At 63.4% G+C, this 25,439-nt stretch carries 27 protein-coding genes; 10 read left to right on the plus strand and 17 right to left on the minus strand.

Annotation, left to right across the window (positions count from 1 at the left end; all coding sequences use genetic code 11):
• Positions 1-10 precede the first annotated feature (10 nt).
• From C7I85_RS05500 to C7I85_RS05510, 3 genes are read right to left on the minus strand one after another with little or no spacing between them, the layout of a single operon-like run.
• The gene (locus C7I85_RS05500; protein WP_181257105.1) at positions 11-1,132 is read right to left on the minus strand and encodes an extracellular solute-binding protein; all 1,122 of its coding nucleotides are present in this window, start codon (positions 1,130-1,132) and stop codon (positions 11-13) included.
• 23 nt (positions 1,133-1,155) lie between these two features.
• Complete coding sequence (locus C7I85_RS05505; protein ID WP_106722928.1) at positions 1,156-2,316, minus strand: CaiB/BaiF CoA transferase family protein; 1,161 nt, start codon at positions 2,314-2,316, stop codon at positions 1,156-1,158.
• A 6-nt stretch (positions 2,317-2,322) separates the two neighbouring features.
• Positions 2,323-2,874 (minus strand): MaoC family dehydratase, encoded by a 552-nt coding sequence (locus C7I85_RS05510; RefSeq protein WP_106723095.1) that lies wholly within the window; start codon positions 2,872-2,874, stop codon positions 2,323-2,325.
• Positions 2,875-3,137: 263 nt separating this feature from the next.
• Between C7I85_RS05510 and C7I85_RS05515 the strand changes: the two genes are divergently transcribed.
• Positions 3,138-3,797: a peroxiredoxin gene (locus C7I85_RS05515; RefSeq protein ID WP_106722929.1), complete on the plus strand. Its 660-nt coding sequence runs from the start codon at positions 3,138-3,140 to the stop codon at positions 3,795-3,797.
• Between the two features lie 60 nt (positions 3,798-3,857).
• On the opposite strand, the gene C7I85_RS05520 is transcribed toward C7I85_RS05515, so the two are convergent.
• The 6 genes from C7I85_RS05520 to C7I85_RS05545 all read right to left on the minus strand — a co-directional run bounded on the left by C7I85_RS05520 (position 3,858) and on the right by C7I85_RS05545 (position 9,064).
• Positions 3,858-4,238, minus strand: coding sequence for a YbhB/YbcL family Raf kinase inhibitor-like protein (locus tag C7I85_RS05520; protein WP_106722930.1), 381 nt, complete (start codon positions 4,236-4,238; stop codon positions 3,858-3,860).
• A 164-nt stretch (positions 4,239-4,402) separates the two neighbouring features.
• Entirely contained in the window at positions 4,403-5,458 is a 1,056-nt protein-coding gene (locus C7I85_RS05525; RefSeq protein WP_106722931.1) for a quaternary amine ABC transporter ATP-binding protein, read from the minus strand.
• Positions 5,451-6,338 (minus strand): ABC transporter permease, encoded by an 888-nt coding sequence (locus tag C7I85_RS05530; RefSeq protein ID WP_106722932.1) that lies wholly within the window; start codon positions 6,336-6,338, stop codon positions 5,451-5,453. The genes C7I85_RS05525 and C7I85_RS05530 overlap by 8 nt, the downstream gene beginning before the upstream one ends.
• A gap of 107 nt (positions 6,339-6,445) precedes the next feature.
• Complete coding sequence (locus C7I85_RS05535; RefSeq protein WP_106722933.1) at positions 6,446-7,447, minus strand: ABC transporter substrate-binding protein; 1,002 nt, start codon at positions 7,445-7,447, stop codon at positions 6,446-6,448.
• Positions 7,448-7,610: 163 nt separating this feature from the next.
• Complete coding sequence (locus tag C7I85_RS05540) at positions 7,611-8,408, minus strand: pyrroline-5-carboxylate reductase family protein (RefSeq protein ID WP_106722934.1); 798 nt, start codon at positions 8,406-8,408, stop codon at positions 7,611-7,613.
• Entirely contained in the window at positions 8,408-9,064 is a 657-nt protein-coding gene (locus C7I85_RS05545) for a TetR/AcrR family transcriptional regulator (protein ID WP_106722935.1), read from the minus strand. Before C7I85_RS05545 ends, C7I85_RS05540 begins: the two co-directional genes overlap by 1 nt.
• A 127-nt stretch (positions 9,065-9,191) precedes the next feature.
• Between C7I85_RS05545 and C7I85_RS05550 the strand changes: the two genes are divergently transcribed.
• Both C7I85_RS05550 and C7I85_RS05555 read left to right on the plus strand, forming a co-directional pair.
• Positions 9,192-11,228 carry an NADH:flavin oxidoreductase gene (locus C7I85_RS05550; RefSeq protein ID WP_106722936.1) on the plus strand — a complete coding sequence of 679 codons (2,037 nt, stop codon included), beginning with the start codon at positions 9,192-9,194 and terminating at the stop codon, positions 11,226-11,228.
• A 44-nt stretch (positions 11,229-11,272) separates the two neighbouring features.
• Positions 11,273-13,261 carry an FAD-dependent oxidoreductase gene (locus C7I85_RS05555; RefSeq protein WP_106722937.1) on the plus strand — a complete coding sequence of 663 codons (1,989 nt, stop codon included), beginning with the start codon at positions 11,273-11,275 and terminating at the stop codon, positions 13,259-13,261.
• Between the two features lie 20 nt (positions 13,262-13,281).
• On the opposite strand, the gene C7I85_RS05560 is transcribed toward C7I85_RS05555, so the two are convergent.
• The 7 genes from C7I85_RS05560 to C7I85_RS05590 form a co-directional block, all read right to left on the minus strand.
• Complete coding sequence (locus tag C7I85_RS05560) at positions 13,282-13,620, minus strand: DUF190 domain-containing protein (protein ID WP_106722938.1); 339 nt, start codon at positions 13,618-13,620, stop codon at positions 13,282-13,284.
• A gap of 1 nt (position 13,621) precedes the next feature.
• On the minus strand, positions 13,622-14,095 hold the full coding sequence (gene crcB, locus C7I85_RS05565; protein ID WP_106722939.1) for a fluoride efflux transporter CrcB: 474 nt from the start codon (positions 14,093-14,095) through the stop codon (positions 13,622-13,624).
• Positions 14,092-14,499 carry a fluoride efflux transporter CrcB gene (gene crcB / locus C7I85_RS05570; RefSeq protein ID WP_106722940.1) on the minus strand — a complete coding sequence of 136 codons (408 nt, stop codon included), beginning with the start codon at positions 14,497-14,499 and terminating at the stop codon, positions 14,092-14,094. Before crcB (C7I85_RS05570) ends, crcB (C7I85_RS05565) begins: the two co-directional genes overlap by 4 nt.
• A gap of 123 nt (positions 14,500-14,622) precedes the next feature.
• Entirely contained in the window at positions 14,623-15,363 is a 741-nt protein-coding gene (locus C7I85_RS05575; protein WP_106723096.1) for an ABC transporter ATP-binding protein, read from the minus strand.
• Positions 15,360-16,196: an ABC transporter ATP-binding protein gene (locus C7I85_RS05580; RefSeq protein ID WP_106722941.1), complete on the minus strand. Its 837-nt coding sequence runs from the start codon at positions 16,194-16,196 to the stop codon at positions 15,360-15,362. The genes C7I85_RS05575 and C7I85_RS05580 overlap by 4 nt, the downstream gene beginning before the upstream one ends.
• Positions 16,193-17,101 carry an ABC transporter permease gene (locus C7I85_RS05585; RefSeq protein WP_106722942.1) on the minus strand — a complete coding sequence of 303 codons (909 nt, stop codon included), beginning with the start codon at positions 17,099-17,101 and terminating at the stop codon, positions 16,193-16,195. The genes C7I85_RS05580 and C7I85_RS05585 overlap by 4 nt, the downstream gene beginning before the upstream one ends.
• A 9-nt stretch (positions 17,102-17,110) precedes the next feature.
• The gene (locus tag C7I85_RS05590; RefSeq protein ID WP_245444817.1) at positions 17,111-18,196 is read right to left on the minus strand and encodes an ABC transporter permease; all 1,086 of its coding nucleotides are present in this window, start codon (positions 18,194-18,196) and stop codon (positions 17,111-17,113) included.
• Positions 18,197-18,373: 177 nt separating this feature from the next.
• Here C7I85_RS05590 and C7I85_RS05595 point away from each other — a divergent pair, with 177 nt between their 5' ends.
• Complete coding sequence (locus C7I85_RS05595; protein ID WP_245444818.1) at positions 18,374-19,030, plus strand: helix-turn-helix domain-containing protein; 657 nt, start codon at positions 18,374-18,376, stop codon at positions 19,028-19,030.
• Positions 19,031-19,044: 14 nt separating this feature from the next.
• Complete coding sequence (locus C7I85_RS05600; protein ID WP_106722945.1) at positions 19,045-20,637, plus strand: ABC transporter substrate-binding protein; 1,593 nt, start codon at positions 19,045-19,047, stop codon at positions 20,635-20,637.
• A gap of 73 nt (positions 20,638-20,710) precedes the next feature.
• On the opposite strand, the gene pcaQ is transcribed toward C7I85_RS05600, so the two are convergent.
• Positions 20,711-21,628, minus strand: a complete 918-nt coding sequence (pcaQ, locus tag C7I85_RS05605) for a pca operon transcription factor PcaQ (RefSeq protein ID WP_106722946.1) — start codon at positions 21,626-21,628, stop codon at positions 20,711-20,713.
• Between the two features lie 94 nt (positions 21,629-21,722).
• On the opposite strand from pcaQ, the gene pcaD reads away from it, so the two are divergent.
• Genes pcaD through C7I85_RS05630 form a run of 5 tightly spaced genes read left to right on the plus strand, consistent with a single transcriptional unit; the run spans position 21,723 to position 25,374 of the window.
• Positions 21,723-22,535 carry a 3-oxoadipate enol-lactonase gene (pcaD, locus tag C7I85_RS05610; protein ID WP_106722947.1) on the plus strand — a complete coding sequence of 271 codons (813 nt, stop codon included), beginning with the start codon at positions 21,723-21,725 and terminating at the stop codon, positions 22,533-22,535.
• A complete protein-coding gene (pcaC, locus tag C7I85_RS05615) occupies positions 22,528-22,935 on the plus strand; it encodes a 4-carboxymuconolactone decarboxylase (RefSeq protein ID WP_106722948.1) in 408 nt (135 codons plus the stop codon). Before pcaD ends, pcaC begins: the two co-directional genes overlap by 8 nt.
• Complete coding sequence (pcaH, locus tag C7I85_RS05620; RefSeq protein WP_106722949.1) at positions 22,932-23,687, plus strand: protocatechuate 3,4-dioxygenase subunit beta; 756 nt, start codon at positions 22,932-22,934, stop codon at positions 23,685-23,687. The genes pcaC and pcaH overlap by 4 nt, the downstream gene beginning before the upstream one ends.
• 1 nt (position 23,688) lies before the next feature.
• The gene (gene pcaG, locus C7I85_RS05625; RefSeq protein ID WP_106722950.1) at positions 23,689-24,306 is read left to right on the plus strand and encodes a protocatechuate 3,4-dioxygenase subunit alpha; all 618 of its coding nucleotides are present in this window, start codon (positions 23,689-23,691) and stop codon (positions 24,304-24,306) included.
• Between the two features lie 15 nt (positions 24,307-24,321).
• A complete protein-coding gene (locus C7I85_RS05630; protein ID WP_106722951.1) occupies positions 24,322-25,374 on the plus strand; it encodes a 3-carboxy-cis,cis-muconate cycloisomerase in 1,053 nt (350 codons plus the stop codon).
• Positions 25,375-25,439 lie beyond the last annotated feature (65 nt).

The raw sequence follows: 25,439 nt of genomic DNA on the forward strand, positions 1-25,439 counted from the left end.
GATTTCATGGTTATCGGCTGACGCCCGCAAAGCTCTCGCGGAACAGCCGATTAATGTCTTCGATCACGGCACGCGGCGCTTGGCGCCCGGCGAGGCCCTCGTTGAGACGGTCGGATGCGGCCTGCTGGAAAGCCATATAGCCATTGTGGCGCGGGCGCACCCATGCGCCTTCCAGCGTCGCGCGAGTGGCCTTGTAGAAGCCGCTGGTCGCCGCGTTGACGCCATCGTCTTCCCAGGCGTGCGCATGGCCGGGCTGGCCGCCGGCCGCCGCGTAAGGTCCGCGCTGTACCTCGCTGCCAGCCACCCAATAGGCGAAATTGATGGCTGCTTCGCGCGCCCGCGAAAAGGCCGAAACGGCGATGCCGGTGCCGCCGAGCGCCGAGCCGACCGGCCCATTTTTGCCGGCCTCAGGAATGTCGACGAAGGCAAGGCGATTGGGTCGGAAGCCGGGAAACGAATAGCTGACATAACCGTAGATCAGCGGCGAGCAGACGATTTTTGATCCGGCTTCCGCCATCCTTTCCGACACCGCGATGGGATCCATTTCCCGTGAAGCGGGGTCGAGCAGATCGGCGATTTCACGGAGCATCTCGAACACGGTCGCGCCGGCTTCGGGCGCGATGAGCATGTCGCCTTCGACCGCGCAAGCATGACCGAGATTGCCGGCGAGCGTATAGAAGGACATCAGCGAATGCGGGGGCCGCAACGCCAGCGCGACGCGACCGTCGCGCGCTAGATCCAGCATATCGCTCCACTTTGTCGGCGGCGCGTCGAGCGCATCGGGCCGCCAGGCCTGAACCTGCGTCGCCGCATCGATTGGAAACGCACACTGTCGGCCTTCCCAGTTGTAGCTCGGATAGGATTGGCCGACGCTTGCCCCGGCCAGTTCCGAGCGCTCCGCCTCGCGTCCCGGAATATCGAGCGGCGCAAGGCATCCCTCGGCCGTGATCTGGCCGACATGCGGGTGGTCGATGACGATGAGGTCGTAGGCACGCGCCAGTTCCTCGACCGGGAAGGATTCGAAATCCTGCAGGGAACGCTTGTCCCAGTCGATGCGAACGCCGGTGCGCTGTTCCCAGATCGCGGAGCAGGCAACCATCGGGTCGTAACCGCGCGGGTGGCTCCAGGTCATGCCTTTGAGGCGCACGGGCGGGCTCACAGACCGAACTCCGCGCGGATGGCGGCACTGTGCTCGCCGATGCGGGGTGCTGCGCGCGCTACCACGGGCCGCTGCCCGTTAATGCGCAGCGGCGAGCGGGTCGTAGTGATCGACACGTTGTCCTCGCGCGTCACGGTCTGCAACATGTCGAGCATCTGGAAACCTTCGCTGTCCAGTAGTTCGTTCCAGTCCATCACCTTGGCACACCAGATGTCAGCCGGCTCCAGAATGGCCAGCCATTCCTCGATCGTTCCGGTGGCGATACGTTTTGCGATGATTGCCTTGATCTCGTCGCGGGCCGTGAACCAGCTGGCGGGATCGTCGCGGTATTGCGCAAGCTCTTCGAGGCCGAGCAGGTCCGCCAGCTTGGGGATCGGCGTCATGGCGATGGCGAGGTAGCCGTCCCTAGCGGGATAGACGCCGTAGGGCGCCGCGAGATAGGCATGCGCGCTGCGGAATCTGGAGCGCCGGGGCAGGCGCCGGCCGTCGTTCAAATGTGTGGTCAGCACCTCGAATTGCAGGTCCACCAGCGCTTCGAGCAGGCTCGTCTCCACATGGCTGCCCTGGCCGGTAACGCTGCGCCGCACCAAGGCGGCCAGAATGCCTTGTGCCGCCGCAGCGCCGGCCAACATGTCGCCGATGGCGAGGCCGAAAGGCACTGGGCCTTGTTCCTCGTCGCCGTTCAGCCACATCACGCCCGAGCGCGACTGCGCCAGCAGGTCCTGCCCCGGCCGCTTCAGCCAGGGGCCTTCCTCGCCGTAGCCGCTGATCGAGGCATAGACCAGTCGCGGGTTGATCTTGCGCACCGCCTCGTAGTCGAGGCCGAGCCGCTCGATCACGCCGGGGCGGAAATTCTGGATCAGCACGTCGGCCTTGGCCAGCAGCGTGCACAGCGCGGCGAGATCGTCCTCATTCTTCAAGTCGATGGCCAGGCTTTCCTTGGCGCGGTTGATCGCATGAAAGATGGTGGAATCGCCGCCGATCTCGGTGTCGCTGAGATAAAGCCTTCGCGACAGGTCGCCGCCATCCGGCCGCTCGATCTTGATGACGCGCGCGCCGAGATCCATCAGCCTGAGCGAGCAATAGGGCCCGGACAGGAACTGGCTCATGTCCACCACCACGAGGCCCGTCAGCGGCAGGTCGGTGTCTGTGCTCATCTTGGGCTATTTCTCAGTCTTGCCGGCGAAATCGGCCGGGTTGCGATATTTCACGGTCTGCAGGTGCTCGCAGTAGAGCACCAGTTCGCCTTCGCCCTTGAATACCTCATAGCTGGCGCGGATCAGGCCCAGCTCCTTATAGCGTGGGCGTTTGTCGAGGTTGGTGCGGATGGCGTAGATGGTGTCGCCGATGAACACCGGCTTGATGAAGCGCAGCTTGTCGTATCCATAGGAAAAGGCGTTGACGCAGTTGGTGGCGACAAGCCCCAAGCCGGCGGAGAACACGAAGGCGCCGGCGATCAGCCGCTTGCCGAACATGCCCTCGGTTTCGGCGAACATCTGGTCCTGCACGTAAGGGTGGATGTCCAGCACCAGCGTGTTGAAGAGGTGGCTGTCCCCCTCCGACATGGTCCGGCGTAGCGAGCGGATCTTCTGGCCGACGGGCCAGTCCTCATAGAACCAGTTCTCCGAATTCCACACCGGTATCTCGGCATGGTCGGCCGGCATGTTGTGCGGCCGCGTGGAAGAAATGCCCACCGTGGGCGCGAAATCCGTCATCGATGCTTCCGTTTCGAAAATGTGCTGCCAGATCGTCGTGCGACCGGTCAGCCTCCCCATATCTTCTTTTATGAATACAGTTTTCACATATGGATGAAACATGCAAGCTGAAATCACCTTCCAGCCCAGCTCGCGGAAGGAGGTGTTTTTCGCCTGCCTACGTCCAATTTGGGAAAGGGATCGCGACATAAGCGCTTCGGCCCGGACACCGATTGCGGTATGATCGAAGTCTATTTTTCCATAACCAAAACGGGAGCGACGCTATGGGCCTTCGCATCAATGACATTGCACCGGATTTCACCGCCGAAACGACCAAGGGCACGATCCACTTCCATGATTGGATCGGCGATGGTTATGCGGTGCTCTTCTCGCACCCGAAAAACTTCACCCCGGTCTGCACGACCGAGCTCGGAGCCATGGCGGGCATCGCCGACGAGTTCACTAAGCGCAACGCCAAGATTATCGGCATCTCCGTCGATCCAGTCGAGAGCCACGACAAGTGGAAGGACGATATCCGCGTCGCCACCGGCTATGTGGTCGACTATCCGCTGATCGGTGACCGCGACCTCAAGGTCGCCAAGCTCTATGACATGCTGCCGGCCGCGGCAGGCGATACCTCCGAAGGGCGTACCCCGGCCGACAATGCGACCGTGCGCTCTGTCTTCATCATCGGACCCGACAAGCGGATCAAGCTCGTGCTGACCTATCCGATGACCACGGGCCGCAACTTCGACGAGATCCTGCGCGCGCTCGATTCCATACAGCTCACCGCCAAGCACCAGGTGGCAACACCGGCGAACTGGAAGCAGGGCGAGGACGTCATCATCACAGCAGCGGTGTCGGACGAAGACGCCGTCAAGCGCTTCGGCGCTTTTGACCGCATCCTGCCCTACCTGCGCAAGACCAAGCAGCCGCAGGCCTGAAGTTCCCGTCACTCCGCGTGAAGAAAGCGAGCCTCGCCTCCGGCGGGGCTCGTCGCGTTTTCAGGATTGATGCGCGAAATCGCGTTGCGCCTTGGCTGTCGCCAGAACTTTGCCTTTCGCGTCCAGCGCCTTCACGGTGAAAACATAGGTATGCGTGCCGGAAGGCGGGCAGGGACCTTTGTATTTGAAGGCGCCGTAGGGCACAGAGGCCTCGCCCTTATAGGGAACCTGGCCACCGCCGTGGTTGAAGTTCGGCGCGTTCTTGTCCGTCATGTGGAAGTCGAGCGTCGCCGTGCCGCTTGGAACGCCCGACACCTTGAACGGCGGCGAATTGGGGTCGAAGCACTTCTTCGTCGGTCCCCAGTCGAAGCTAACCTTCATCTCGGCATGTGCCGTTGCGGTGAGGGCGGCGAGGATCGTACTTGCCAGCAAGAGACGCATGGTTCTGGTCCCTTTCGTTGCCATCGCGCGCGGAGCGCCGATGCTTTTCGCGCGAGGAAAGATAGGGCGGAGATCGCGGGTTGAAAACTCGGTCCCGCGGTCGGTGCGATGCTGACGGAGGACAAGCTGGGCTGTCCTCCGTCTTCCGTCTCATCGTGAATGCTTCAGTTTCCGGCCGCCGGCGTCACCATGGCCGAAATGATCCGCTGCAGGTCCAGCCGGCCGATCTGTTCGCCGTTGCCATTGACGACCGAAAGCTCGGTCTGCCCGGCCTTGGTCAGCATGGTCGCGGCCTCGTCGAGCGTGGTGTCGGCATGTGCCCGGACCGAGGCAGGCTGGGCGCCTGCATTGATCGGAGCCATGACCGCATCGAGCCGGATAACACGTCCCCGGTTCACCTCCTTGACGAAGTTGGCGATATAGCCGTCGGCCGGATTGAGCACGATGTCCTGGGCGGTGCCCTGCTGGATCACTTCACCGTCGCGCAGGATCGCCACCCGGTCGCCAAGGCGCAGCGCCTCGTCGAGGTCGTGGGTGATGAAGACGATCGTCTTCTTAATCTCCTTTTGCAGGTCAAGGAGCACGCTCTGCATGTCCATGCGGATCAGCGGGTCGAGCGCCGAAAACGCTTCGTCCATCAGCAGGATCGGCGCGTCATTGGTCAGCGCGCGCGCCAGGCCCACGCGTTGCTGCATACCGCCGGACAGCTGGTTGGGATATTTCTGCTCGAAGCCCTTTAGGCCGACACGCTCGATCCAGCGCATCGCCGACTCCACCTGCCTGGCGCGCGGCACGCCCTGCACCTCGAGCCCGTAGACGGTGTTTTCCAGCACGTTGCGATGCGGCAGCAGCGCGAATTTTTGGAAGACCATCGCCGTCTTGTGGCGACGGAAATCGCGTAGCTCGCGCGGGTTCATCTTCACCACGTCGGCGTCGCCGACAAGCACCTCGCCGGCGGTGGGATCGATCAGCCGGTTGATGTGACGGATCAGCGTCGACTTGCCGGACCCCGACAGGCCCATGATGACGAAGATATCGCCGCCGGGCATGTCGATGTTGATGTCCTTGAGGCCCAGAACATGTCCGTGCTTCTCATTCAGCTCGGCCTTGGTCATGCCTTTTTTGACCATATCAACATAGCCTGCCGCGCCATGGCCGAAGATCTTGTAGAGGTTGCGGATATGGATGCCGTTTTCCGCGTTCTTCTGCGGCTCAGCCATGAATGACCTCCAGGTGCCTTTGCAGCCGCTTGCCATAGGCCTGGCTGATGCGATCGAAGACGATGGCGATGCCGACGATGGCGAGGCCGTTGAACACGCCGAGCGTGAAATATTGGTTGGCGATCGCCTTCAACACCGGCTGACCGAGGCCCTGCACGCCGATCATGGAGGCGATAACCACCATGGCCAACGCCATCATGATGGTCTGGTTGATGCCGGCCATGATCGTGGGGAGCGCCAGAGGCATCTGCACGTTCTTGAGCTTCTGCCAGCTCGACGAGCCGAAGGCGTCCGCCGCCTCGAGCACGTCGCGATCGACCTGGCGTATGCCCAGGTTGGTAAGCCGGATCATCGGCGGGATGGCATAGATCACCACCGCGATCAGGCCGGGCACCTTGCCGATGCCGAGCAGCATGACCACCGGGATGAGATAGACGAAGCTCGGCATGGTCTGCATGATGTCGAGGATCGGGTTGATCCAGCTTTGCAGCCGGTCCGAACGCGACATGGCAATGCCGATGGGGATGCCGAGCACGATCGACAAAATGGTGCAGACGAGGATCATCGAGATGGTCTTCATCGTGTCGTCCCACATGTCGAAGTAGCCGATGACCAGCAGCGTGACAACCGAGCTGATCACGATCCTCCAGCTGCGGGTGGCGAACCAGGCGATCGCCGCGATCAGCAGCAGGATGATCGGCCATGGCGTATTGGTCATGAACCGTTCGGATTGGATGAGGAAATACTGCAGCGGCTGGAAGAAGCCCTCGATGCTGTCGCCATAGGCGCGCGTGAAACCGCGGAAGCCTTCGTCGATGCTCTTCTTCAGGACACGCAGCGTGTCATCGTCCATATGCGGAAATCTAGTCAGCCAATCCATCGATTCCCCTTTCACAACAAGCGGATCGTGTTTCGTGTCGTTGGGCTTTTCGAAACGCGTCGGTGGCGCCCCGCTGCGGTGCGCCACCGACGGTTCGTTCGGCCGGTTTACTGCGCCGCAGCCTTCACCTTCTCGGCGACCTCGGGCGAGACCCACTTGGTCCAAATGTCCTCGCCAGTCTTGATGAAGTGCTTGGCGCCTTCCTCGCCGGTGGCCTGGTTGTCGGTCATCCACGCCAGCAACTTGTTGACGGTCGCGTTCGGCCAGCTGCGGGTCTTGAGGTAGTCCATGGCCGGCCCCGCGCGATCGGCGAAGCCGGTGGTCACCAGGGTCTCAACCCTATCCTTGGGCCATGCATTGCGCTTCGGATCCGGGCAGTCAGCAACCGTGTTGCAGCGCTTCCATTCGGCTGCATCGTGGGGAACGCCGTATTCGAGCTTGACCATCTCGTACTTGCCAAGCAGCGCGGTCGGCTCCCAGTAGTAGCCCATCCAGCCTTCCTTGCGCTCATAGGCCTTGGCTATCGAGCCGTCGAGGCCGGCGGCCGAGCCGGTGTCGACGAGCACGAAGCCGGCCTTTTCGCCTTCATAAGCCTTGAAGAGCTGGGTGGTGACCAGCGTGCCGCCCCAGCCCTGCGGGCCGTTGTAGACGGCGCCCTTCGACGAGTCCTCCGGCGCCGGGAACAGCTCAGGGTGCTTCAACGCATCGTCGATGGTCTTGATGTCAGGGTGGGCGTCGGCGATGTACTTCGGGATCCACCAGCCCTGGACGCCGCCGTCGGAAAGCGCCTCGACAGTGGAGACCAGCTTCTTGTCGGCAATGCCGCGCTCGACGACTTCGGGCAGCAGGTCGACCCAGCCTTCCGGCGCGATGTCGGGCTGGCCCTTCTCAGTCATCGAGGTCAGCGTGGGCACCGTGTCGCCGACGACGAGCTGAGCGTCACAGCCATAGCCGGCGTTGAGGATGAGTTTGTCGATATTGGCCAGCACCTCGGCCGACTGCCAGTTCATGTTGGCTATGGTGACGGTACCGCATTCGGCGGCGTTCGCAGCGCCGCCCATCGCCAGCAGGCCAAGGGCCAGGGCGGTGGATGCAAGCAGATGTTTCATTGTTCACTCCCATTCAAGCGGTGTTGAATAACAAAAGTGACAATCGACACCGCGTCAAAAGCCACTTCGCGAAGTACCGCAGCCGCAGCGCGCATGCGATGCTTCAAAAAAGGCCTGGCCGCTGCATGCCGCAATCTCCTCCGGGCATGCATTGGCCGGTTTCTCAGCCGGTCCGCGACATCGCGGTCGCCGCTGCCTCCGCAGCATCGAGCCCGGCGCCGACGGCGGCAATGAAACCGCCATCGATCATTCCCTGCAATCCCGCCGCCGTGGTGCCGCGATAGTCGAGAAATGCCCGAACAGTCTCTTCTGGAGAAACATAGTGCACGCCAAGCAGTTGGCTTGCCCCGGCAACGACAGCCGTCGCCGCTCTTGTGGCGATGTCGCGAGGCAGACCCTTGTCAAGCGCATGGCCTATCATCGCCTGCGCAAGCAAGGCTGGAAACGCGGGACCCGAGCCTGTGAGCGCGGTCAGGTAATCGATGTCGGCCTCGCGAAACACTTCGTCCGTCGAGCCGCATGTTTCGAAAAGCCGCCGCACGAGTTCCTTGTCCTCGACCTCTGCGCCGTCGCTCGCAAACCACGGCGTGTAGGATTTGCCGATCTCGGCCGCTGCGTTAGGCATAGCGCGCACGATGCGGTCACTGTTGGTCCTTTCCGCAAGGGTTGTTATGGGCACGCCCGCCATCACCGAGATCACCAGCTTGCCGCGGGCATCGATCTCCACCGCGGAAAACTGGTCGGGTCGCACCGACAAGATGATGACATCCGCGCGTGCGGCGAGTTCCTGGTTGTCTGCAGTACAGGTAACGTCCGGCCAGCCGGTGAGCCCATGTGCTGTGGACCGACTGGACAAGATGAGTTGCGATGGCTCGAGAAAACCCGCTTTCAGCATCGAGCGGGCAATGGCGCTGCCCAGCCATCCGGTGCCGCCGATGATGCCAATGGTGGGCTTTGCCATCAGACCGCACCCCCGGTTGCTTCCGTTGAGGTGATGTAGCCGTGCCGGGCGGTGAAACGCTCCATTTCGCTTGGCGTGGGCTCGCGCCCGGTAAAGATCTCGACATATTTCGGGATCCGCGCCATGCGGGTGGCAAGGGTCTCGACCGTCTTCATCGAGATATAGCCAATCTGGGTCAGGTAGATCGTTCGCGACCTGACATCGGCCGCGAAGGGCTCGAAGCCGAAACGGAGGAACATCGCCTGAAGCGCCTCGAGTCGAGCCGTGTCGGCGACATCGATTTCCCTGGCCACCTCGGGCGATTGCTGCGCCCAGCTGCGGATCGCGAATTCGAAGCGGGAATCGAATACCTCAGGTTCTAGCCAGCAGTCGAACACGTTTAGGATCGCCTCGGCGATGCTCCCGGCGTAGCTTTCGGTCTGCTTGATGAGGTTGCCCGTGTTCTTGGACCGCCAGAGGTCGATGAGGGCAGCAAGCAGTGCCTCGCGGTCGGCGAAGAACCAGTAGAAGCTGGTGCGCGAAAGCTTCAAACGCTTCGACAGCGGCAGCACGCGGACGGCATCGACGCCGGCTTCGATCAGGCTTTCATAAGCCGCGTCGAGCCAACCCTCGCGCGACCCGCGCCAACCCGTTTCGCCAATTTTCTCCTGCTCCATGGCCGGAAGCTAAGCACGGCGGCAAGTGCCACGCAACACAAAATGTACGGTGCTGTCGACAGAATTGACAGTGATGTACATTTCCACTTACGATCCTTGTGACGCCTTGTCCTTGGAGCATCCGACGATGTCGAACGACCCGCTTCTCCAGCCTTACAAACTTAAGCATCTCACGCTCAGAAACCGGATCATGATCACCTCGCATGAGCCGGCCTATCCCGAAGACGGCATGCCCAAGGCGCGCTACCGCGCATACCATGCCGAACGCGCCAAAGCGGGCGTTGCGTTGACCATGACCGCCGGTTCCGCCTCCGTCGCGCGCGACAGCCCGCCGGTGTTCAACAACATCCTCGCCTATAAGGACGAGGTGGTGCCGTGGATGAAGGACGTGGTCGATGCCTGCCATGAGCATGGCGCGGCGGTGATGATCCAACTCACCCATCTTGGCCGTCGCACGCGCTGGGACAAGGGCGACTGGCTGCCTGCGGTTTCGCCTTCGCACAATCGCGAGCCCTCCCACCGGGCCTTCCCGAAGAAGATGGAAGACTGGGATATCGAACGTATAGTCAAGGACTATGCCGATGCGGCCGAGCGCATGAAGGCGGCCGGCCTCGATGGCATCGAGCTCGAGGCCTACGGCCATCTGATGGACCAGTTCTGGTCACCGCTCACCAACACGCTCGACGCCCCCTATGGCGGCTCGCTCGACAATCGCTTGCGCTTCACCTTCGACGTTCTGTCCGCGATGCGTGAGCGCGTCGGGCCGGACTTCATCATCGGCATTCGCTACACCGCCGACGAGGTGATAGCCGGCGGTCTGACCCGCGAGGATGGTCTTGAGATCTCCAGGCGCTTCAAGGCTTCGGGCATGGTGGATTTCCTCAACGTCATCCGCGGCCATATCGAAACCGACGCTGGCCTGACCGACGTGATCCCGATCCAGGGCATGCCGAGCGCGCCGCATCTCGACTTCGCCGGCGAAGTGCGCGCCGAGGTCGGCATGCCGACCTTCCACGCCGCGCGTATCCCCGATGTGGCAACCGCCCGCCACGCTATCGCGTCGGGCAAGCTCGATATGGTCGGCATGACGCGCGCGCACATGACCGATCCGCATATCGTGCGGAAGATCATGGAAGGTCGCGAGGAAGATATCCGCCCTTGCGTCGGCGCCAACTACTGCCTCGACCGCATCTACCAGGGCGGCGCGGCCTACTGCATCCACAACCCGGCCACCGGGCGCGAGCTGACGATGCCGCATGACATCCCGCCCGCGAGCAAGAAGCGCAAGGTGGTGATCGTCGGCGCTGGCCCTGCCGGGCTCGAGGCCGCACGCGTCTCGGCCGAGCGCGGCCACGAGGTCGTTGTGTTCGAGGCCTCCGCCCACCATGGCGGCCAGGTGCGGCTTACCGCCCGCAGCCAGCGACGGCAGGAAATGATCAGTATCGTCGACTGGCGGATGGCGCAGTGCACGGCCAAGGGCGTTACCTTCCGGTTCAACACCTGGGCGGAAGAAAACGAAGTGATGGCCGAGAAGCCAGACGTTGTGATCATCGCTACCGGCGGCTATCCGCACACTGAAGTGCTGTCCGAAGGCAACGATCTCGTCGTCTCCACCTGGGATATTTTGTCCGGCGACGTGAAGCCGGGCACCAACGTTCTGCTGTTCGACGACGCGGGCGACAACCCGGCGCTGCAGGCGGCGGAGGTGATCGCAAAATCCGGCGCGAAGCTGGAGGTGATGACGCCTGATCGTTCCTTCGCGCCCGAGGTCATGGGCATGAACCTCGTGCCCTATATGCGCAGTCTGCAGAAGCTGGACGTGACCTTCACCGTCACCTTCCGGCTGGACAAGGTGACGCGCGACGGCAACGAACTGATCGCCCATATCGGCAGCGACTATGGCGGCGTCGACAAGGTGCGCCGCGTCGACCAGGTGGTGGTCAACCACGGCACCATCCCAATGGACGATCTCTATTTCGCGCTGAAGCCGAAATCGAGCAACCGCGGCGCGGTCGACTACATGCGCCTCATCGAGGGCGAGCCGCAGGAGGTAGCAAGCAATGCCGAGGGCGCATTCCAGCTCTTCCGCATCGGCGATGCCGTCTCGGCCCGCAACACGCATGCGGCGATCTACGACGCGCTGAGGCTCGCCAAGGATCTGTAGCTCGAACAGGTCGGCGGAGGAGGCCGGCCGGGGAGGGAGGAGAAATGCAGGAACGGACGTTCAAGCGGCTGCTCACGCCGGTTGCGCTGCGCCACAAGACGCTGCGCAACCGCATCGTCTTCGGGGCGCACACCGCCAACATGGCTGTGGAGGGACTGCCGACCGAGCGGCACGCCGCCTACTATGCCGAGCGCGCCAAGGGCGGCGCGGCGATGGTGGTGGTCGAGCCCGTGCCGGTGCATGCGGCGGCGGTTCTGACGCGCGGTAACTTTCGTCACTCCGACGATGGCGTGATCCCGCATTTCCGAAAGGTGACGGAGGCCATACACGAGCATGGCGCCGTCGCCGTTCAGCAGCTCTATCATGTCGGCCAGCATGGTGACGCCGACAATTCCTTCCATGCCGCCTGGTCGCCTTCCGGCCTGCCAAGCTATCATGACAGCGACGGCTCCCACCGCATGAACGAGGCCGAGATCGAGGAGACGATCGACGGCTTCGTTCAGGCTGCCCGCCGCTGCCGAGAGGCGGGCTTCGATGGCGTCGAGGTCTGGGCCGCCTATCACGGCATGCTCGACCAGTTCTGGACGCCATGGTCGAACCGCCGCGACGACCGCTGGGGCGGCAGCCTTGAAAATCGCACGCGCTTCAGCCGCGAAGTGCTGACGCGTATCCGGAAACTTTGCGGCGAGGACTTTATTGTCGGACTGGCTGTCAATGACGAGCCCGATGTCGAGGTAGCGCTGAAGCGCGAGGCCACTGCCGAAATCATCGCGCATCACGACCGCGACGGGCTGATCGACTACGTCACCTGCGGGTCGGGCGGCTATTTCGATTTCTACAAGCTGATGCCGACCTTCCTCTATCCCGAGAAGCTCGGCGCAGATCTCGCATCCGTGCTAAAGGGCGCGGTCTCGAATGCGCTGGTGACAGCCGAAAGCCATATTCGCACGCCGGAAAATGCGGAAAGCGTGCTGAGCGAGGGCATGGCCGACCTGGTTTCCATCGTGCGGGGCCAGATCGCCGATCCGCACCTCGCCAACAAGGCGAGGGAAGGCCGGCCCGAGGACATTCGCGGCTGCCTCTCCTGCAACCAGATGTGCTGGGGCAGGCGCTCGCGCGACTACTGGATCAGCTGTGTGGTCAATCCGTCGGCCGGGCGCGAATGGGAGTGGGGCGGCGATACTTTCCGGCCGGCGCTCGTTTCCAAGCGCGTCCTGGTGGTCGGTGGCGGGCCGGCTGGGCTGGAGGCCGCGCGTGTGGCGGCCGAGCGCGGCCACAAGGTGGTGCTTGCCGAAGCGTCAGATCGGCTTGGCGGCCAGTTCCGCCTTGCCGGCCTGCAGCCGCGCCGCGCGCAGGTGCTCGACCTGCTCGGCTGGTATGAACGGCAATTGCAAAAGCTCGGCGTCGACATTCGCTACAACACTTACATGGAAGCCGACGACATAGCTGCCGAGGCGGCAGATGAGGTGATCGTCGCCACGGGCTCTCTGCCGCCCGAAACCGGCTTCCAGCGCGCGCTGCCGCAGGTCGAGACACTGCCGGGCATCGAGCGCGGCAGGTTTTTCTCCGCCGAAGCCGTCATGGCCGGCGAGGCCCGGCCCGGAAAACGCGTCGTCGTGTTCGACGAAGGCGGCAATTGGAAGGGCTGTGGCACGGCCTGGAAGCTAGCCGAGGATGGACATGAGGTTACCATCGTCACGCCCGATCCGCTGGTCGGCAAGGAACTGCAGCGCACCACCGCCGACTTTCCGTTGCGCCGCAATCTGGCCCGGCTCGGCGTGCGCTTCGTGACCGAGAGCGCGATCCTCGAATGGACGGGCTCGGCCGCGCGGGTCGCCTTCTTCCTCGATGGCCGGGAGGAACTGATCGAGGCCGATGCGCTGGTCTTCGCTGCGACCAATGTCGCGGAGGACAGCCTCGCGCGGGAACTGACCGAACGCGGTATCGCCTTCACGGCCATCGGCGATTGCCTCGCTGCCCGGCAGGTGCCTTACGCCATACATGAGGGGCGCAAGATGGCGCTGGCGCTGTAAGGCGGCATCTGCGGTTCGGGTCAGGCCTTCGGTGCGCCGTAGTGCAGCACCTGCACCTTCTCGAGCGTCACCAGGCCGCTCGACATGATCGTCTCGAGAACAGGAAGGAAGGCATTGATCTTCTCCTCGCTGTCGACGATCTCGACCACCAGCGGCAGGTCTTCCGACAGGCGAAGGATCTTGGCCGTGTGCAGCCGGCTCGACTGGCCGTAGCCCAGGCCGCCGCGCAGCACGGTGGCGCCGGCCAGGTGCATCTCGCGCGCCTTCAGCACGATGGCTTCGTAGAGGGGCCGGCCGTCGGCGCGATCGTCCTCGCCGATGAATATCCGCAGCAGTACCGATTGTTCGGGAATCTGCATGTCAAATTCCTCCCAGGCGGTTGAGGCGCGTCGCAAACATATGGCCGAGCCAGACGGCAAACAGCCACGTGATTACCGAGATGATGACATTCAGTCCGGCCATCGGCCAGTGGCCGGATTGGGCAAGACGAAGCGTTTCGAGGCTGAAGGTGGAGAAGGTGGTGAAGCCGCCGCATATGCCGGCCATCACGAACTGGCGTGCGCGGCTGCCGGCAAGGAGGCGGCCGTCGGGGCCTGTGAGTGTGGAATAGAAGCCGATGACAAACGAGCCCACGACATTCACGAACAACGTGCCCCACGGAAAGCCTGGTCCGAACATTGCGAGCGACGCCAGCGAAACCAGCGCGCGCAGCACGCTGCCAATCACCGCGCCGGCCGACACTGCAAGGTAGAGCGAACCAGCGCTGCGAAAGTTCCGGAGCCAGGCCTGCGCTCGTGGTCTGGCGGTGGGGTGTGTCGGCTCCGGCCGGTTCATGAAACGGCGGCTCCGAACATCGCCGCACCGGCTGCGAAGCCAATGGCCGCGCCACTGAGGCAAAGCGTGACCGACAAAAGCACATTGCCGCCGGCCCGTAGCATCTGGCCGTCGCGCGCGAGCGTGAGCGTATTGAGGCTGAAGGATGAAACCGTGGTGTAGGCGCCGAGGAAACCGGTCACCGCAAACTGCCACGCCTCGGGCGGGGCAAAAGTGCCGCCGGCGGCCGATGCGGCGGCGACCAACCCGATCGTGGTCGCCCCGCTGACATTGACGGCCATGGTGCCCCAGGGAAAGGTTTCGCCTACGCGCCGCCCGACGAAACCGGACACGAAGAAGCGCGCGGGGCCGCCAAGCGCGCTGCCCAGCACCACCCACAGCAAACCGTGAAGCACGTCCAGCATCTTTTTCGAATCTCCTCGCCGCTGGCTCGCCGCGTCGGTAAGGAGTCGTCCGCAGGACCCGTGCGCTGTCAACCAGAATGCGATCGAAATCGTTCCGAGGCGCCGGATTGCGGCGTGAGCCGGCTAAGCCGCGTGAGTGGCGCTGATCTGCATCAGCTCGCGCGAATACGGTTCCCTCAGCGCACCCTGCTTGAGCTGGGCGACGTCCGCGATTTCGACAATGCGGCCCTGCCGCATCACCGCCAACCGATCACAGAGGAAGGAGACCACCGGCAGGTTGTGGGTCACCATCAGGAAGGTCAGGTTCTGTTCGCGGCGCAGGCGCTTCAGCAGGTTGAGGATTTCCGCCTGCACGGACACGTCGAGCGCCGAGGTCGGCTCGTCGAGCAACAGGATTTTCGGCTCCAGCACCAGCGCCCGGGCGATCGCCACGCGCTGGCGCTGGCCGCCGGAAAGCTGATGCGGGAAGCGGAAGCGGAATTTTCGGTCGAGCCCGACAGAGGCCATCACCGCTTCCACGCGGGCGTTCTGGTTGCCGATGCCGTGGATGCTCAGCGGCTCGCTGAGCGTCGCATCGATAGTCTTGCGCGGATGCAACGAGCCGTAAGGGTCCTGAAAGACCATCTGGCAAGCCCGCGCGAAATGGCCGTCTATGCCGTGGCTGCGCGGCTTGCCGAATGCGGTGATCGAACCGGTCCAATCCGGCGCGAGCCCCGCGATGGCCTTCAAAACGGTCGACTTGCCCGAGCCGCTTTCGCCGACGAGCGCAAAGCTCTCGCCTTCGGCGATGTCGAGGCTCACGCTGTGCGTGATGCGCGTTTCGCCATACGAGATGTCGAGATTCTTAAGCGAAAGCGCGGTCATTTGCTGGCCCATGCGCTGCGGTCGAGCACGGGCAGCTCGTCGCGGGTTTCATTGAGGCGCGGGATGGAGGCAACCAGCCCGCGCGTATAGGGGTGCGTGGCGTTCTGCAGCTCGCCCGCACGGCATTCCTCAACCACTTGCCCGGTGTTCATGACCAGGATGCGGTCGCAATAGCTCGACACAAGGTTGAGGTCGTGGCTGATGAAGATCAGCCCCATGCCCTTGCGCTTGACCAACTCGTCGATGATGTCGAGCACCTGCGCCTGCACGGAAACATCGAGCGCTGAAGTCGGCTCGTCCGCGATGAGGAGGTCGGGCTCCGGGATCAACATCATGGCGATCATGACGCGCTGGCCCATTCCGCCCGATACTTCGTGCGGATAGAGGTTCGCAACCCGCTCCGGATCGGCGATGCGGACCGATTCCAACATGGCCAGCACGCGCTGGCCCACTTCGCGGCGCGACAGGCGCTTGTGGGTCAGCAGCGCCTCGGCGATCTGCTCGCCAATGGTCATCACCGGGTTGAGCGAGAATTTCGGGTCCTGCATGACCATGGAGATGCGGGCGCCGCGAATGGCGCGCATCTGCCGTTCCGAGCGGTTGCGCAGGTCGATACCGTCGAAGCTCAGCCTGTCGGCGCTGACACGGCCGGGCGCGCGGATGAGTTTCAGGATCGAGCGGCCGGTCATGGACTTGCCCGAGCCGCTTTCGCCGACGATGCCCAGACGCTCGCGTCCGAGCGTGAAGGAGACACCGCGAACGACGTCGATCTCGCCGCGCGGAGTGGGGAAGGTGACGCGCAGGTTTTCGATTTCCAGAAGCGGCGTGCTCAATGCTGTTCTCCGCTCTTGGGGTCGAGGACGTCGCGCAGGCCGTCGCCGAGGAAGCAGAAGCCAAGGCTGACGACGATGATGGCAAAGCCGGGCATGGTGGCAACCCACCACTGGTCGAGAATGAAGCTGCGGCCGCGCGCGATCATGGCGCCCCACTCGGGCAGCGGCGGTTGAGCGCCGAGCCCGATGAAGCCGAGGCCAGCGGCGGTCAGGATGATGCCAGCCATGTCGAGCGTCACACGCACGATCATCGAGGACGTGCAGAGCGGCAGCACATGGCCGAGCACGACCCTCAGCGACGACGCGCCCTGCAACCTGATCGCCGAGATGAACTCGGAGTTCTTGAAGGTCAGCGTCTCGGCCCGGGCGATGCGTGCATAGCCCGGCCAGGTGGTGATGGCGATGGCGATGACAGCGTTCTCGATGCCGGGTCCTAGAGCGGCCACCAGGGCAAGCGCCAGGATCAGCTTGGGCAGCGACAGGAAGATGTCGGTGATGCCCATCAGGATGCGGTCGGGCCAGCCGCCGAAATACCCCGCCAGCGCGCCGATGATCAGCCCCGCCGGGGCGGCGAGCACAGCCACCATCGTGACGATTACCAGCGTGATGCGCGCGCCGTAGACGACGCGGGACCAGATGTCCCGGCCAAGCTCGTCAGTGCCCATCCAGTTGGCGGCGCTCGGCGCCAGCAGGCGCTGCGTCAGATCCTGCTTCAGCGGATCATGGGTGGCGAGCAGGGGTGCAAAGATCGCCGTAAGCACCAGTGCAAGGATGATCACCGTTCCCACAACGGCAAGCGGGTTGCGCGACAAAGCGCCGGCGATGCGCCATGCGCGGCCGAGCCGGGCCTGCAGGCGGGAGGAGGGGCTGTCGTCGACCAGCCAGGCGCGAAGGGATGCGGCCATGAATTCCTCCTACCGCGCGCGCGGGTCGAGGACGCGGTAGAGCACGTCCGAAAGCTTGTTGATGCCGATGAATACAGCGCCGATCACCAGCGTCGCGCCGAGCACCGCGTTCATGTCGGCGTTGAGCAACGCGGTCGTCAGGTAGTTGCCTATACCCGGCCAGGAAAAGATCGTCTCGATCATCACCGAGCCCTCGAGAAGCCCGGCATAGGAGAGGCCGATCACCGTGATCAGCGGCACCAGGATCGGGCGGAAGGCATGGCGCCAGATTACCAGCCGCTCGGGCACGCCCTTGACGCGCGCGGTGGTCACATATTCCTGCGCCATCTGGTCGAGCATGAAGGAGCGCGTCATGCGGGCGATGTAGGCGAGGCTGAAGAAGCCGAGCACGGAAGCCGGCAGCGCCAGATGCCAGAGCGCGTTGAAGAAGATGTCGCGCTCGCCGGCGATCAGGCTGTCGATGAGGATCAAGCCGGTCACCGGTTGCACAAGCCCGTCATAGAAGATGTCGACGCGGCCGGGGCCGCCCACCCACTTCAGCTGGGCATAGAACAGGGCGAGCCCGACCAGGCCGAGCCAGAAGGCGGGCACCGCATAGCCGAGCAGGCCGACGACGCGGATCGCCTGGTCGACGAGGCTGCCCTGACGGCTGGCGGCATAGACGCCCATCGGCACGCCAAGCAGCACGCCGATGATGATGCCTATGGTCGCCATTTCGAGCGTTGCCGGGAACACGCGCTTGAGATCATCGGCCACCAGCTTGCCGGTCGAGACCGACATGCCGAGATCGCCCCGCAGCACCGAGCCGATATAATTGAAGAACTGCACGATGAGCGGCTTGTCGAGCCCAAGCTCGATGCGTGCCGCCTCGTAGACCGCTTTCGGGGCGCGGTCGCCGACCACTGCCAGAACCGGATCGATCGGCACGACACGGCCGATGAAGAAGGTGATGGCCAGAAGCCCAAGAAAGGTGAAGGCCAGCGTAAAGATGAAGCCGGCAAGCCCTAGCAGGAAGCGCTTGTGCCTACCCGAGCCAACTGCTTTTGCCGTGCCGGCGAGGACCGCGCCGGCCGCGGTATCGGGTTCGAATGCCACGCTTGTCTTTCCCGTCCCTTGCATTCCGCCCTCTCGTGAAGCGAGTGGGCGCCGCCCTCGAATGAAAACATCGGCCATCCGCCGTTGTTCAGGTTGGTGGATAGTCGAAAAATCTGCTTGGACTATACAAACATTTTTGCTTAGATCAAAAAAATTTTGATGGGGACGGGAGAAAGAGTGTCCGTTGCAGTTGGCAAGTCTGCGGCGTCGTCGCAGCCGAAGGTGGGAGCGCTGATCCGCGCCCGCCGCAGGCAGCTGCAGATGACTCTTCAGGAATTGTGCGATGCGGCCGGCATATCGGTCGGCTATCTGAGCCAGGTCGAGCGCGACCATGCAACGCCCTCGCTCGGCACGCTGGCGCAGATCGCCAGAAGCCTCGATGTCGGCGTCGACTATTTCATCTCGACGCCCGGCGTCGAAGAGGGGCGGACGCGCGCAAGCGGCCGCAACAAGTTTTCCGTCGACGGTTCCTCCATCGTCTATGAGCGGCTTGGCGCGGATTTCGCAGGCAATGTGCTCTCCTCCTTTATCCTGACCATTCCGGCCGGCTACCGCTCCGAGACGGTGAGCCATGAGGGCGAGGAGATCGTCTACATGCTGCAGGGTGCCGTCACCTTCCGGATCGACTGCGACGAGATCACGCTCTCGGCCGGCGACAGTTTCCATTTTCGTGGCAACAGCCCGCATGCCTGGGCAAACGAGACCGGAGAGGTCGCCCGGCTGTTGTGGACCGGCACCTTGCCGCTATTCCGCTCATCGCATCCCGCGCGTCCGGCCCTGCGCAGTTCCAAGGCCGGGTCGACGAAACGACAAGCAGGAAAACAACCTAAGTGAGGGAGAGAACTATCATGAAGCTTTTGAAGGCCGCCTTGCTGGCGGCAGCGCTGGCAATGCCGCTGGCGCCTGTAGCAACCTATGCCGCCACCCCGGCCGATGCGTTGGTGGTAGCACAGAACATCGACGACATCGTCAGCATCGACCCCGCCGAGGCCTATGAATTCTCGTCGGGCGAATATGTGACGCAGACCTACGACCGTCTGGTGCAGTACGATGCGCCGGACGTGAAGACGCTGGCACCCGGCCTTGCCACAGAATGGGCGACCGATGATGCCGCCAAGACCATCACCTTCACGCTTCGCGATGGCGTGAAGTTCTCTTCGGGCAATCCGCTGCGCGCCGAAGACGTCGTCTACTCCTTCAAGCGCGTTGTGGTGCTCAACAAGGCGCCGGCCTTCATCCTGACCCAGCTCGGCTGGACGCCCGAGAACATCGACCAGATGGTCAAGGCCGACGGCAACAAGGTCGTCGTGAAGTATGACGGCGACTTCTCGTCCGCCTTCGTGCTCAACGTGCTGGCTTCGCGTCCGGCCTCGGTGATCGATGCCGTGACCGTTCAGGCCAACGAGGCCAATGCCGACATGGGCAATGCCTGGCTGAAGGCCAATTCCGCCGGCACCGGCCCGTTCGTGCTCAAGGCATTCCGCCCGGCCGAGATCATCAACCTCACCGCCAATCCAGACTATTTCGGCGGCGCGCCGAAGATGAAGACCGTGATCATCCGCCACGTCGCGGAAGCGGCGACGCAGCAGCTGCTGCTCGACTCGGGCGACGTCGACATGGCCAAGAACCTGACGCCGGACCAGATCAAGAGCCTCGCCGAAAAGGACACGGCCAAGGTCGAGACCTATCCGCAGGCGGCCGTGCATTTCCTGAGCCTGAACCAGAAGGATGAGAAGCTGCAGCCGGAAGCGATCTGGGAGGCCTCGCGCTACCTGGTCAATTACCAGGGCATGGCTGACTCGTTCCTCAAGGGCCAGATGCAGGTGCATCAGGCCTTCTGGCCCAAGGGCTTCCCTGGCGCGCTGGACGACACGCCCTACAGCTACGATCCTGCCAAGGCCAAGCAGATCCTGGCTGACGCCGGCATCAAGACGCCGCTTAAAGTGACGCTGGACGTGATCAACTCCACGCCGTTCACCGACATGGCGCAGTCGCTGCAGGCCAGCTTCGCCGAGGCCGGCATCAACTTCGAGATCATCCCCGGCACGGGCTCGCAGGTCATCACCAAGTACCGTGCGCGCACGCATGAGGCGATGCTGCTCTACTGGGGCCCGGACTTCATGGACCCGGATTCCAATGCCAAGGCCTTCGCCTACAACGAGGACAACTCGGACGGCAATTATCAGTCGACCACCACCTGGCGTAACGGCTGGGCCGTGCCGGCCGAGATGAATGCCGAGACCAAGGCCGCGCGCGCCGAGGCCGACCCGGCCAAGCGTGACGAGATGTATGTCGATCTGCAGAAGAAGGTCCAGGAGAAGTCGCCGATCGTGGTGTTGTTCCAGGCCGCCACCCAGGTGGCGCATGCCAAGAACGTCCAGGGCTACGTCAACGGCGCGACCTCGGACTTCGTCTACTATCGCCTCGTCACTAAGAACTAAGGCTAGAGCCTATCAGGCTTCCAGGGGTCGCCTTTGGCGGCCCCTTTTTCTTTGGGAGCTCCGAACTTGTTTCTCAGGCGTGACCGCTCGCGGCTTCGCGGATCGTCTTGAGCAGGATTGAGAAGGCGGGCGAGGGGGCCGTGTCGGTGCGCATGGTCAGGCCCACCGGGCCGCGGGTTTCGCTGGTGTCTATGGGCAGCGCAGTGAGCGTGCCGGCCTTCAGATCATCGGCGACGACACCTGCGGAAATGATCCAGATCGCATCGCTCTGGCGCAGGAAGGCGCGACCGAAGGAGTCTGACACGGTTTCGATTTCAGTCGGGATTGTCGCCACGCCGTTGGTCAGGAAGAAGCGCTCGACGAATGGGCGGATGATGGAGCCGCGCGTCGGCATCAGCACCGGGTATTCGCTCAGCTTCTCGAACACGTCCTGATCGCCCTTGAGCAGGGGATGGCCACTGCGAACCACAAAAACGATCTGCTCCGAATAGAGATGCTCGAAGAAGAAGCCAGTCATCTTTTCGGGCGCAGCCAGACGACCGACGACAAGGTCCAATTCACCTAGCCTCAACTGCTCGAGGAGCACGGCGTTCTCGCCGGTCACGATCTTGATGGTGACGCCCGTATCCTCCTTCAGGAAGAGCTTCATGGCATGCGGCATGATGTGAGCCGACACGGTCGGCAGCGTGCCAATGCGGATCGGCGGGCCGGCTTCGGCGCCAGCATGGGCGACCGAGTCGATGCCCTGCCGTAGCGCGGTGATCGCCATGCCCGCGTGCTGCATGAAGATCTCGCCCGATCGCGTGATGCGAATGCCACGCCCGTCGCGCTCCAGCACCGCGACGCCGAGCGCCTCCTCGAGTTCGCGAATGGTCTTGGTGACCGCCGGCTGGCTGACATTGAGGATGCTCGCCGCCTTGACCACGCTCTTCTGGCGCGCAACTTCAAGGAAGGTCTGGAGATGGCGGAACCGGACGCGGCTTTCGATCATGGGAAATCCATAACCTACGAGTTAAGGGAAGGCCACAAAATATCATTTTACCAAACCAAACAACTAATCCACTGTCGGCATGAGGAGAAACGCGGTGCAATTCATCGAAATCGGCGGCGTCACGCTGCACTATCAGCTCATCGGTGGTCCCGCGCACAAGCCGGTCATCGTATTCGTCAACTCTCTCGGCACCGATTTTCGCATCTGGCGAGACGTGATCGTCCACTTGGCCGGCGACTTTCCCATCGTGACTTATGACAAGCGCGGCCACGGCCTGTCGGATGTCGGCGAGGCGCCCTACGCTATGGAAGACCATGTTGGCGATCTCGAAGCCCTTCTCGACCATCTGAACGTCAAGAACGCGATCATTTGCGGGCTGTCGGTCGGCGGGATGATCGCACAGGGCCTCTATGCGCAGCGCCCCGATCTCGTGCGCGCGCTCATCCTGTGCGACACCGCTCACAAGATCGGTACGGTGGACGGCTGGAATGCGCGCATCGCCACGGTCGAGAAGGACGGTATCGCTGCGATATCCGATGGCGTGATGAAGGTCTGGTTCACGCCGGCGTTCCACGCCAATCGCAAGGCCGAGCTTGACGGTTGCCGCAATATGCTCACGCGCCAGACGGTTGCAGGCTATGCGGGCACTTGCGCCGCCCTGCGTGACGCCGACTACACCGAAGTCGCCGCAAACATCGCAGTGCCGACGCTCTGCATCGTCGGCGACCAGGACGGCTCGACGCCGCCGGAACTGGTGCGCACCACCGCCGAGCTCATTCCCGGTGCCCGTTTCGAGGTCATCGAGAACGCCGGGCACATCCCTTGCGTCGAACAGCCGGCCGCGCTGATCGAACTCATCCGCAATTTCCTTGCCGAACTGCCTTCCGGAGAAAGACATCATGGGTGAACTGCATCAACCCTCGAGGAGGTATCGAGAGGGGCTTGCCGTCAGGCGTTCGGTGCTTGGCGACGCCCATGTCGATCGCGCGGAAAGGGCTTCGACCGATTTCGACCGTCCCTTCCAGGAGTTGATCACCGAAACCGCCTGGGGCAACCTCTGGGCGCGTCCGGGCTGGACCAAGCGCGAGAGGTCAATGGTGACGCTGGCGCTGCTTGCGGCGCTCGGCCATGACGAGGAAGTTGCCATGCACGTGCGCGCCACGGCCAACACCGGCGCCACGCGCGAGGACATCTGCGAGGCCTTCCTGCATGTCGCCGTCTATGCCGGCGTGCCGGCGGCCAATCAGGCGATCAAGATCGCCAAGCAGGTGTTCGCCGAAATGGACGCTGAAAGTGGGGCGAAATGAGCGCTGATCCATTCTCGAACCGTAAGCCCGAGACGGGCGCCTTCTTCCAGCGCGATCGCCTGTGGCATCCGCCGGCATTCACGCCCGACTACAAGACCTCGGTGCTGCGCTCGCCGCAAAAGGCGCTGCTGTCGCTCGACAATACGTTGTCGGAGATCACCGGCCCCGTGTTCGGCCACAACATGCTGGGCGAGCTTGACAACGACCTGATCCACAACTTCGCCAAGCCCGGCGAAAGCGCCATCGGCCCGCGCATCATCGTCTACGGCCGCGTGCTCGACGAGCGCGGCAAGGGCGTGCCCGGCGCGCTGCTAGAATTCTGGCAGGCCAATGCCGGCGGCCGCTACCGCCACAAGAAGGAAGGCTATCTCGCCGCCCTCGACCCGAATTTCGGCGGTTGTGGGCGCACCATCACAAACGAGGAAGGCAACTATGCCTTCCGCACCATCCAGCCCGGACCCTATCCGTGGCCGAATGGCGTCAACGACTGGCGCCCAGCCCACATCCACTTTTCGGTGTTCGGGCATGGCTTTGCCCAGCGCCTGATCACCCAAATGTATTTCGAGGGCGATCCGATGATCTGGCAGTGTCCGATCGTCAAGACCATTCCCGACCGGGCTGCGGTTGAATCCCTGATTGCCGCGCTCGATCGCGAGGCGACCATTCCAATGGATGCGCGCGCCTACAAGTTCGATATCGTGCTGCGCGGGCGGCGCTCGTCGCTGTTCGAAAACAGGCTGGAGGGCAACTGATATGGCGCAGGCTCTCAACCGTCTCAAGGAAAGCGCGTCGCAGACCGCGGGACCCTATGTGCATATCGGCCTAACGCCGAATTTCTGCGACATCAAGGGCGTCTATCCGGCAGACCTTGGCGCCACCATGGTCAACGAAAAGACCAAGGGCGAGCGCATCACCATCCGCGCCCGGGTCCTCGACGGCACCGGCACGCCACTCAAGGATGCGCTGATCGAAATCTGGCAGGCTGACGCCGACGGGCTCTACAACTCGCCGTCCGAGATGCGCGGCACCGCCGATCCGCACTTTGCCGGCTGGGGCCGCAAGGCCACCGACATGGATACCGGTGAATGCGTCTTCGAGACGATCAAGCCGGGCCGCGTGCCGTTCAAGAACGGCCGCAAGATGGCCCCTCACATCAGCTTCTGGATCGTCGCGCGCGGCATCAATATCGGTCTGCAGACGCGCATGTACTTCCCCGAGGAAGAGGCGGCGAATGCCGAGGACCCGGTGCTGGCCCGTATCGAGCATAAGGTGCGCGTGCCGACGTTGATTGCGCAGCGCGCGGCCGACGGCGCCTACGTCTTCGACATCCATCTCCAGGGGGAGAAGGAAACGGTCTTCTTCGACATTTGAGCGGGGAATCTGGTCATGTCCTTCTCGCCCTTCGACCATCCAGTTCTCTCCGGCCTTCTCGGTGACGACGAGACCGCGCGTCATTTTTCGGCCGCTGCCGAGATCGAGGCCATGCTTGTCTTTGAGCGGGCATTGGCCGAGGCGGAAGCGGACGAGAGCGTCATCGAGCGCAAGGCTGCGGACGCGGTCGTCGCTGCGTTGAAGGCGTTCAAGCCGGATATGGCGGGGCTGAAGGCGGGGGTCGGGCAGGACGGCGTCGTCGTGCCGGAACTGGTCAAACAGCTTCGCGCCGCGATCGGCAAGCCGCATGACAAGGCGGCGCATTTCGGCGCCACCAGCCAGGACGTGATCGACACCGGGCTCATCCTCCGGCTGAAGCCGGTGATTTCGCATCTCGACGCGACGCTGGCCGAGGTGATCGAGCGGCTGGCGGGCTTGGAGGCGCGTTTCGGCAGCCGCTACCTGATGGGCAAGACCCGCATGCAGGCCGCCATCCCGATCACGGTTGCAGACCGCGTCCGGTCGTGGCGGGAGCCGCTGATGCGGCACCGCAAGCGACTGGACCAGCAGCGCGGGGAACTGCTCGTCGTGCAGTTCGGGGGGGCGGCGGGGACGCTGGAAAAGCTGGGTGACAAGGCAGCAAGCGTGCGCGCCGCGCTGGCCGGGAGACTTGGACTTGGCGACGCGCCGCAGTGGCACAGCCAGCGCGACAGGCTAGCCGACTTCGCCAATCTGCTCTCGCTGATCACCGGCAGCTTGGGAAAAATCGGGCAGGACGTCGCGCTGATGGCGCAGACCGGCGGCGAGATCCAGTTGAGGGGCGGGGGCGGTTCCTCCGCCATGCCGCACAAGCAGAATCCGGTCGCCGCCGAAGTACTGGTCACGCTTGCGCGGTTCAACGCCACGCAGCTTTCGGGAATGCATCAGGCGCTGGTGCACGAGCAGGAGCGCTCAGGCGCGGCCTGGACACTGGAATGGCTGATCCTGCCGCAGATGGTGGCCGCCACTGCCGCCTCGCTCCGTCAGGCGAACACTCTGGCCGGGCAGATCGAGGCCATTGGATCCTAGCGGCGGATTTTCTTCCTCCGCGACCACGAATTGGAATGCGACGGCAAGCCTGCGAGCCCGATCAT

It is taken from the genome of Pseudaminobacter soli (ex Li et al. 2025) (assembly GCF_003012705.1).
Classification (GTDB): domain Bacteria; phylum Pseudomonadota; class Alphaproteobacteria; order Rhizobiales; family Rhizobiaceae; genus Pseudaminobacter; species Pseudaminobacter soli.

Coding starts and splice junctions, on each gene's coding strand:
- C7I85_RS05500 (WP_181257105.1), bottom strand. CDS start 1,132: ATGACCTGGAGCCACCCGCGCGGTTACGACCCGATGGTTGCCTGCTCC.
- C7I85_RS05505 (WP_106722928.1), bottom strand. CDS start 2,316: ATGAGCACAGACACCGACCTGCCGCTGACGGGCCTCGTGGTGGTGGAC.
- C7I85_RS05510 (WP_106723095.1), bottom strand. CDS start 2,874: ATGACGGATTTCGCGCCCACGGTGGGCATTTCTTCCACGCGGCCGCAC.
- C7I85_RS05515 (WP_106722929.1), top strand. CDS start 3,138: ATGGGCCTTCGCATCAATGACATTGCACCGGATTTCACCGCCGAAACG.
- C7I85_RS05520 (WP_106722930.1), bottom strand. CDS start 4,238: ATGCGTCTCTTGCTGGCAAGTACGATCCTCGCCGCCCTCACCGCAACG.
- C7I85_RS05525 (WP_106722931.1), bottom strand. CDS start 5,458: ATGGCTGAGCCGCAGAAGAACGCGGAAAACGGCATCCATATCCGCAAC.
- C7I85_RS05530 (WP_106722932.1), bottom strand. CDS start 6,338: ATGGATTGGCTGACTAGATTTCCGCATATGGACGATGACACGCTGCGT.
- C7I85_RS05535 (WP_106722933.1), bottom strand. CDS start 7,447: ATGAAACATCTGCTTGCATCCACCGCCCTGGCCCTTGGCCTGCTGGCG.
- C7I85_RS05540 (WP_106722934.1), bottom strand. CDS start 8,408: ATGGCAAAGCCCACCATTGGCATCATCGGCGGCACCGGATGGCTGGGC.
- C7I85_RS05545 (WP_106722935.1), bottom strand. CDS start 9,064: ATGGAGCAGGAGAAAATTGGCGAAACGGGTTGGCGCGGGTCGCGCGAG.
- C7I85_RS05550 (WP_106722936.1), top strand. CDS start 9,192: ATGTCGAACGACCCGCTTCTCCAGCCTTACAAACTTAAGCATCTCACG.
- C7I85_RS05555 (WP_106722937.1), top strand. CDS start 11,273: ATGCAGGAACGGACGTTCAAGCGGCTGCTCACGCCGGTTGCGCTGCGC.
- C7I85_RS05560 (WP_106722938.1), bottom strand. CDS start 13,620: ATGCAGATTCCCGAACAATCGGTACTGCTGCGGATATTCATCGGCGAG.
- crcB (WP_106722939.1), bottom strand. CDS start 14,095: ATGAACCGGCCGGAGCCGACACACCCCACCGCCAGACCACGAGCGCAG.
- crcB (WP_106722940.1), bottom strand. CDS start 14,499: ATGCTGGACGTGCTTCACGGTTTGCTGTGGGTGGTGCTGGGCAGCGCG.
- C7I85_RS05575 (WP_106723096.1), bottom strand. CDS start 15,363: ATGACCGCGCTTTCGCTTAAGAATCTCGACATCTCGTATGGCGAAACG.
- C7I85_RS05585 (WP_106722942.1), bottom strand. CDS start 17,101: ATGGCCGCATCCCTTCGCGCCTGGCTGGTCGACGACAGCCCCTCCTCC.
- C7I85_RS05600 (WP_106722945.1), top strand. CDS start 19,045: ATGAAGCTTTTGAAGGCCGCCTTGCTGGCGGCAGCGCTGGCAATGCCG.
- pcaQ (WP_106722946.1), bottom strand. CDS start 21,628: ATGATCGAAAGCCGCGTCCGGTTCCGCCATCTCCAGACCTTCCTTGAA.
- pcaC (WP_106722948.1), top strand. CDS start 22,528: ATGGGTGAACTGCATCAACCCTCGAGGAGGTATCGAGAGGGGCTTGCC.
- pcaH (WP_106722949.1), top strand. CDS start 22,932: ATGAGCGCTGATCCATTCTCGAACCGTAAGCCCGAGACGGGCGCCTTC.
- pcaG (WP_106722950.1), top strand. CDS start 23,689: ATGGCGCAGGCTCTCAACCGTCTCAAGGAAAGCGCGTCGCAGACCGCG.
- C7I85_RS05630 (WP_106722951.1), top strand. CDS start 24,322: ATGTCCTTCTCGCCCTTCGACCATCCAGTTCTCTCCGGCCTTCTCGGT.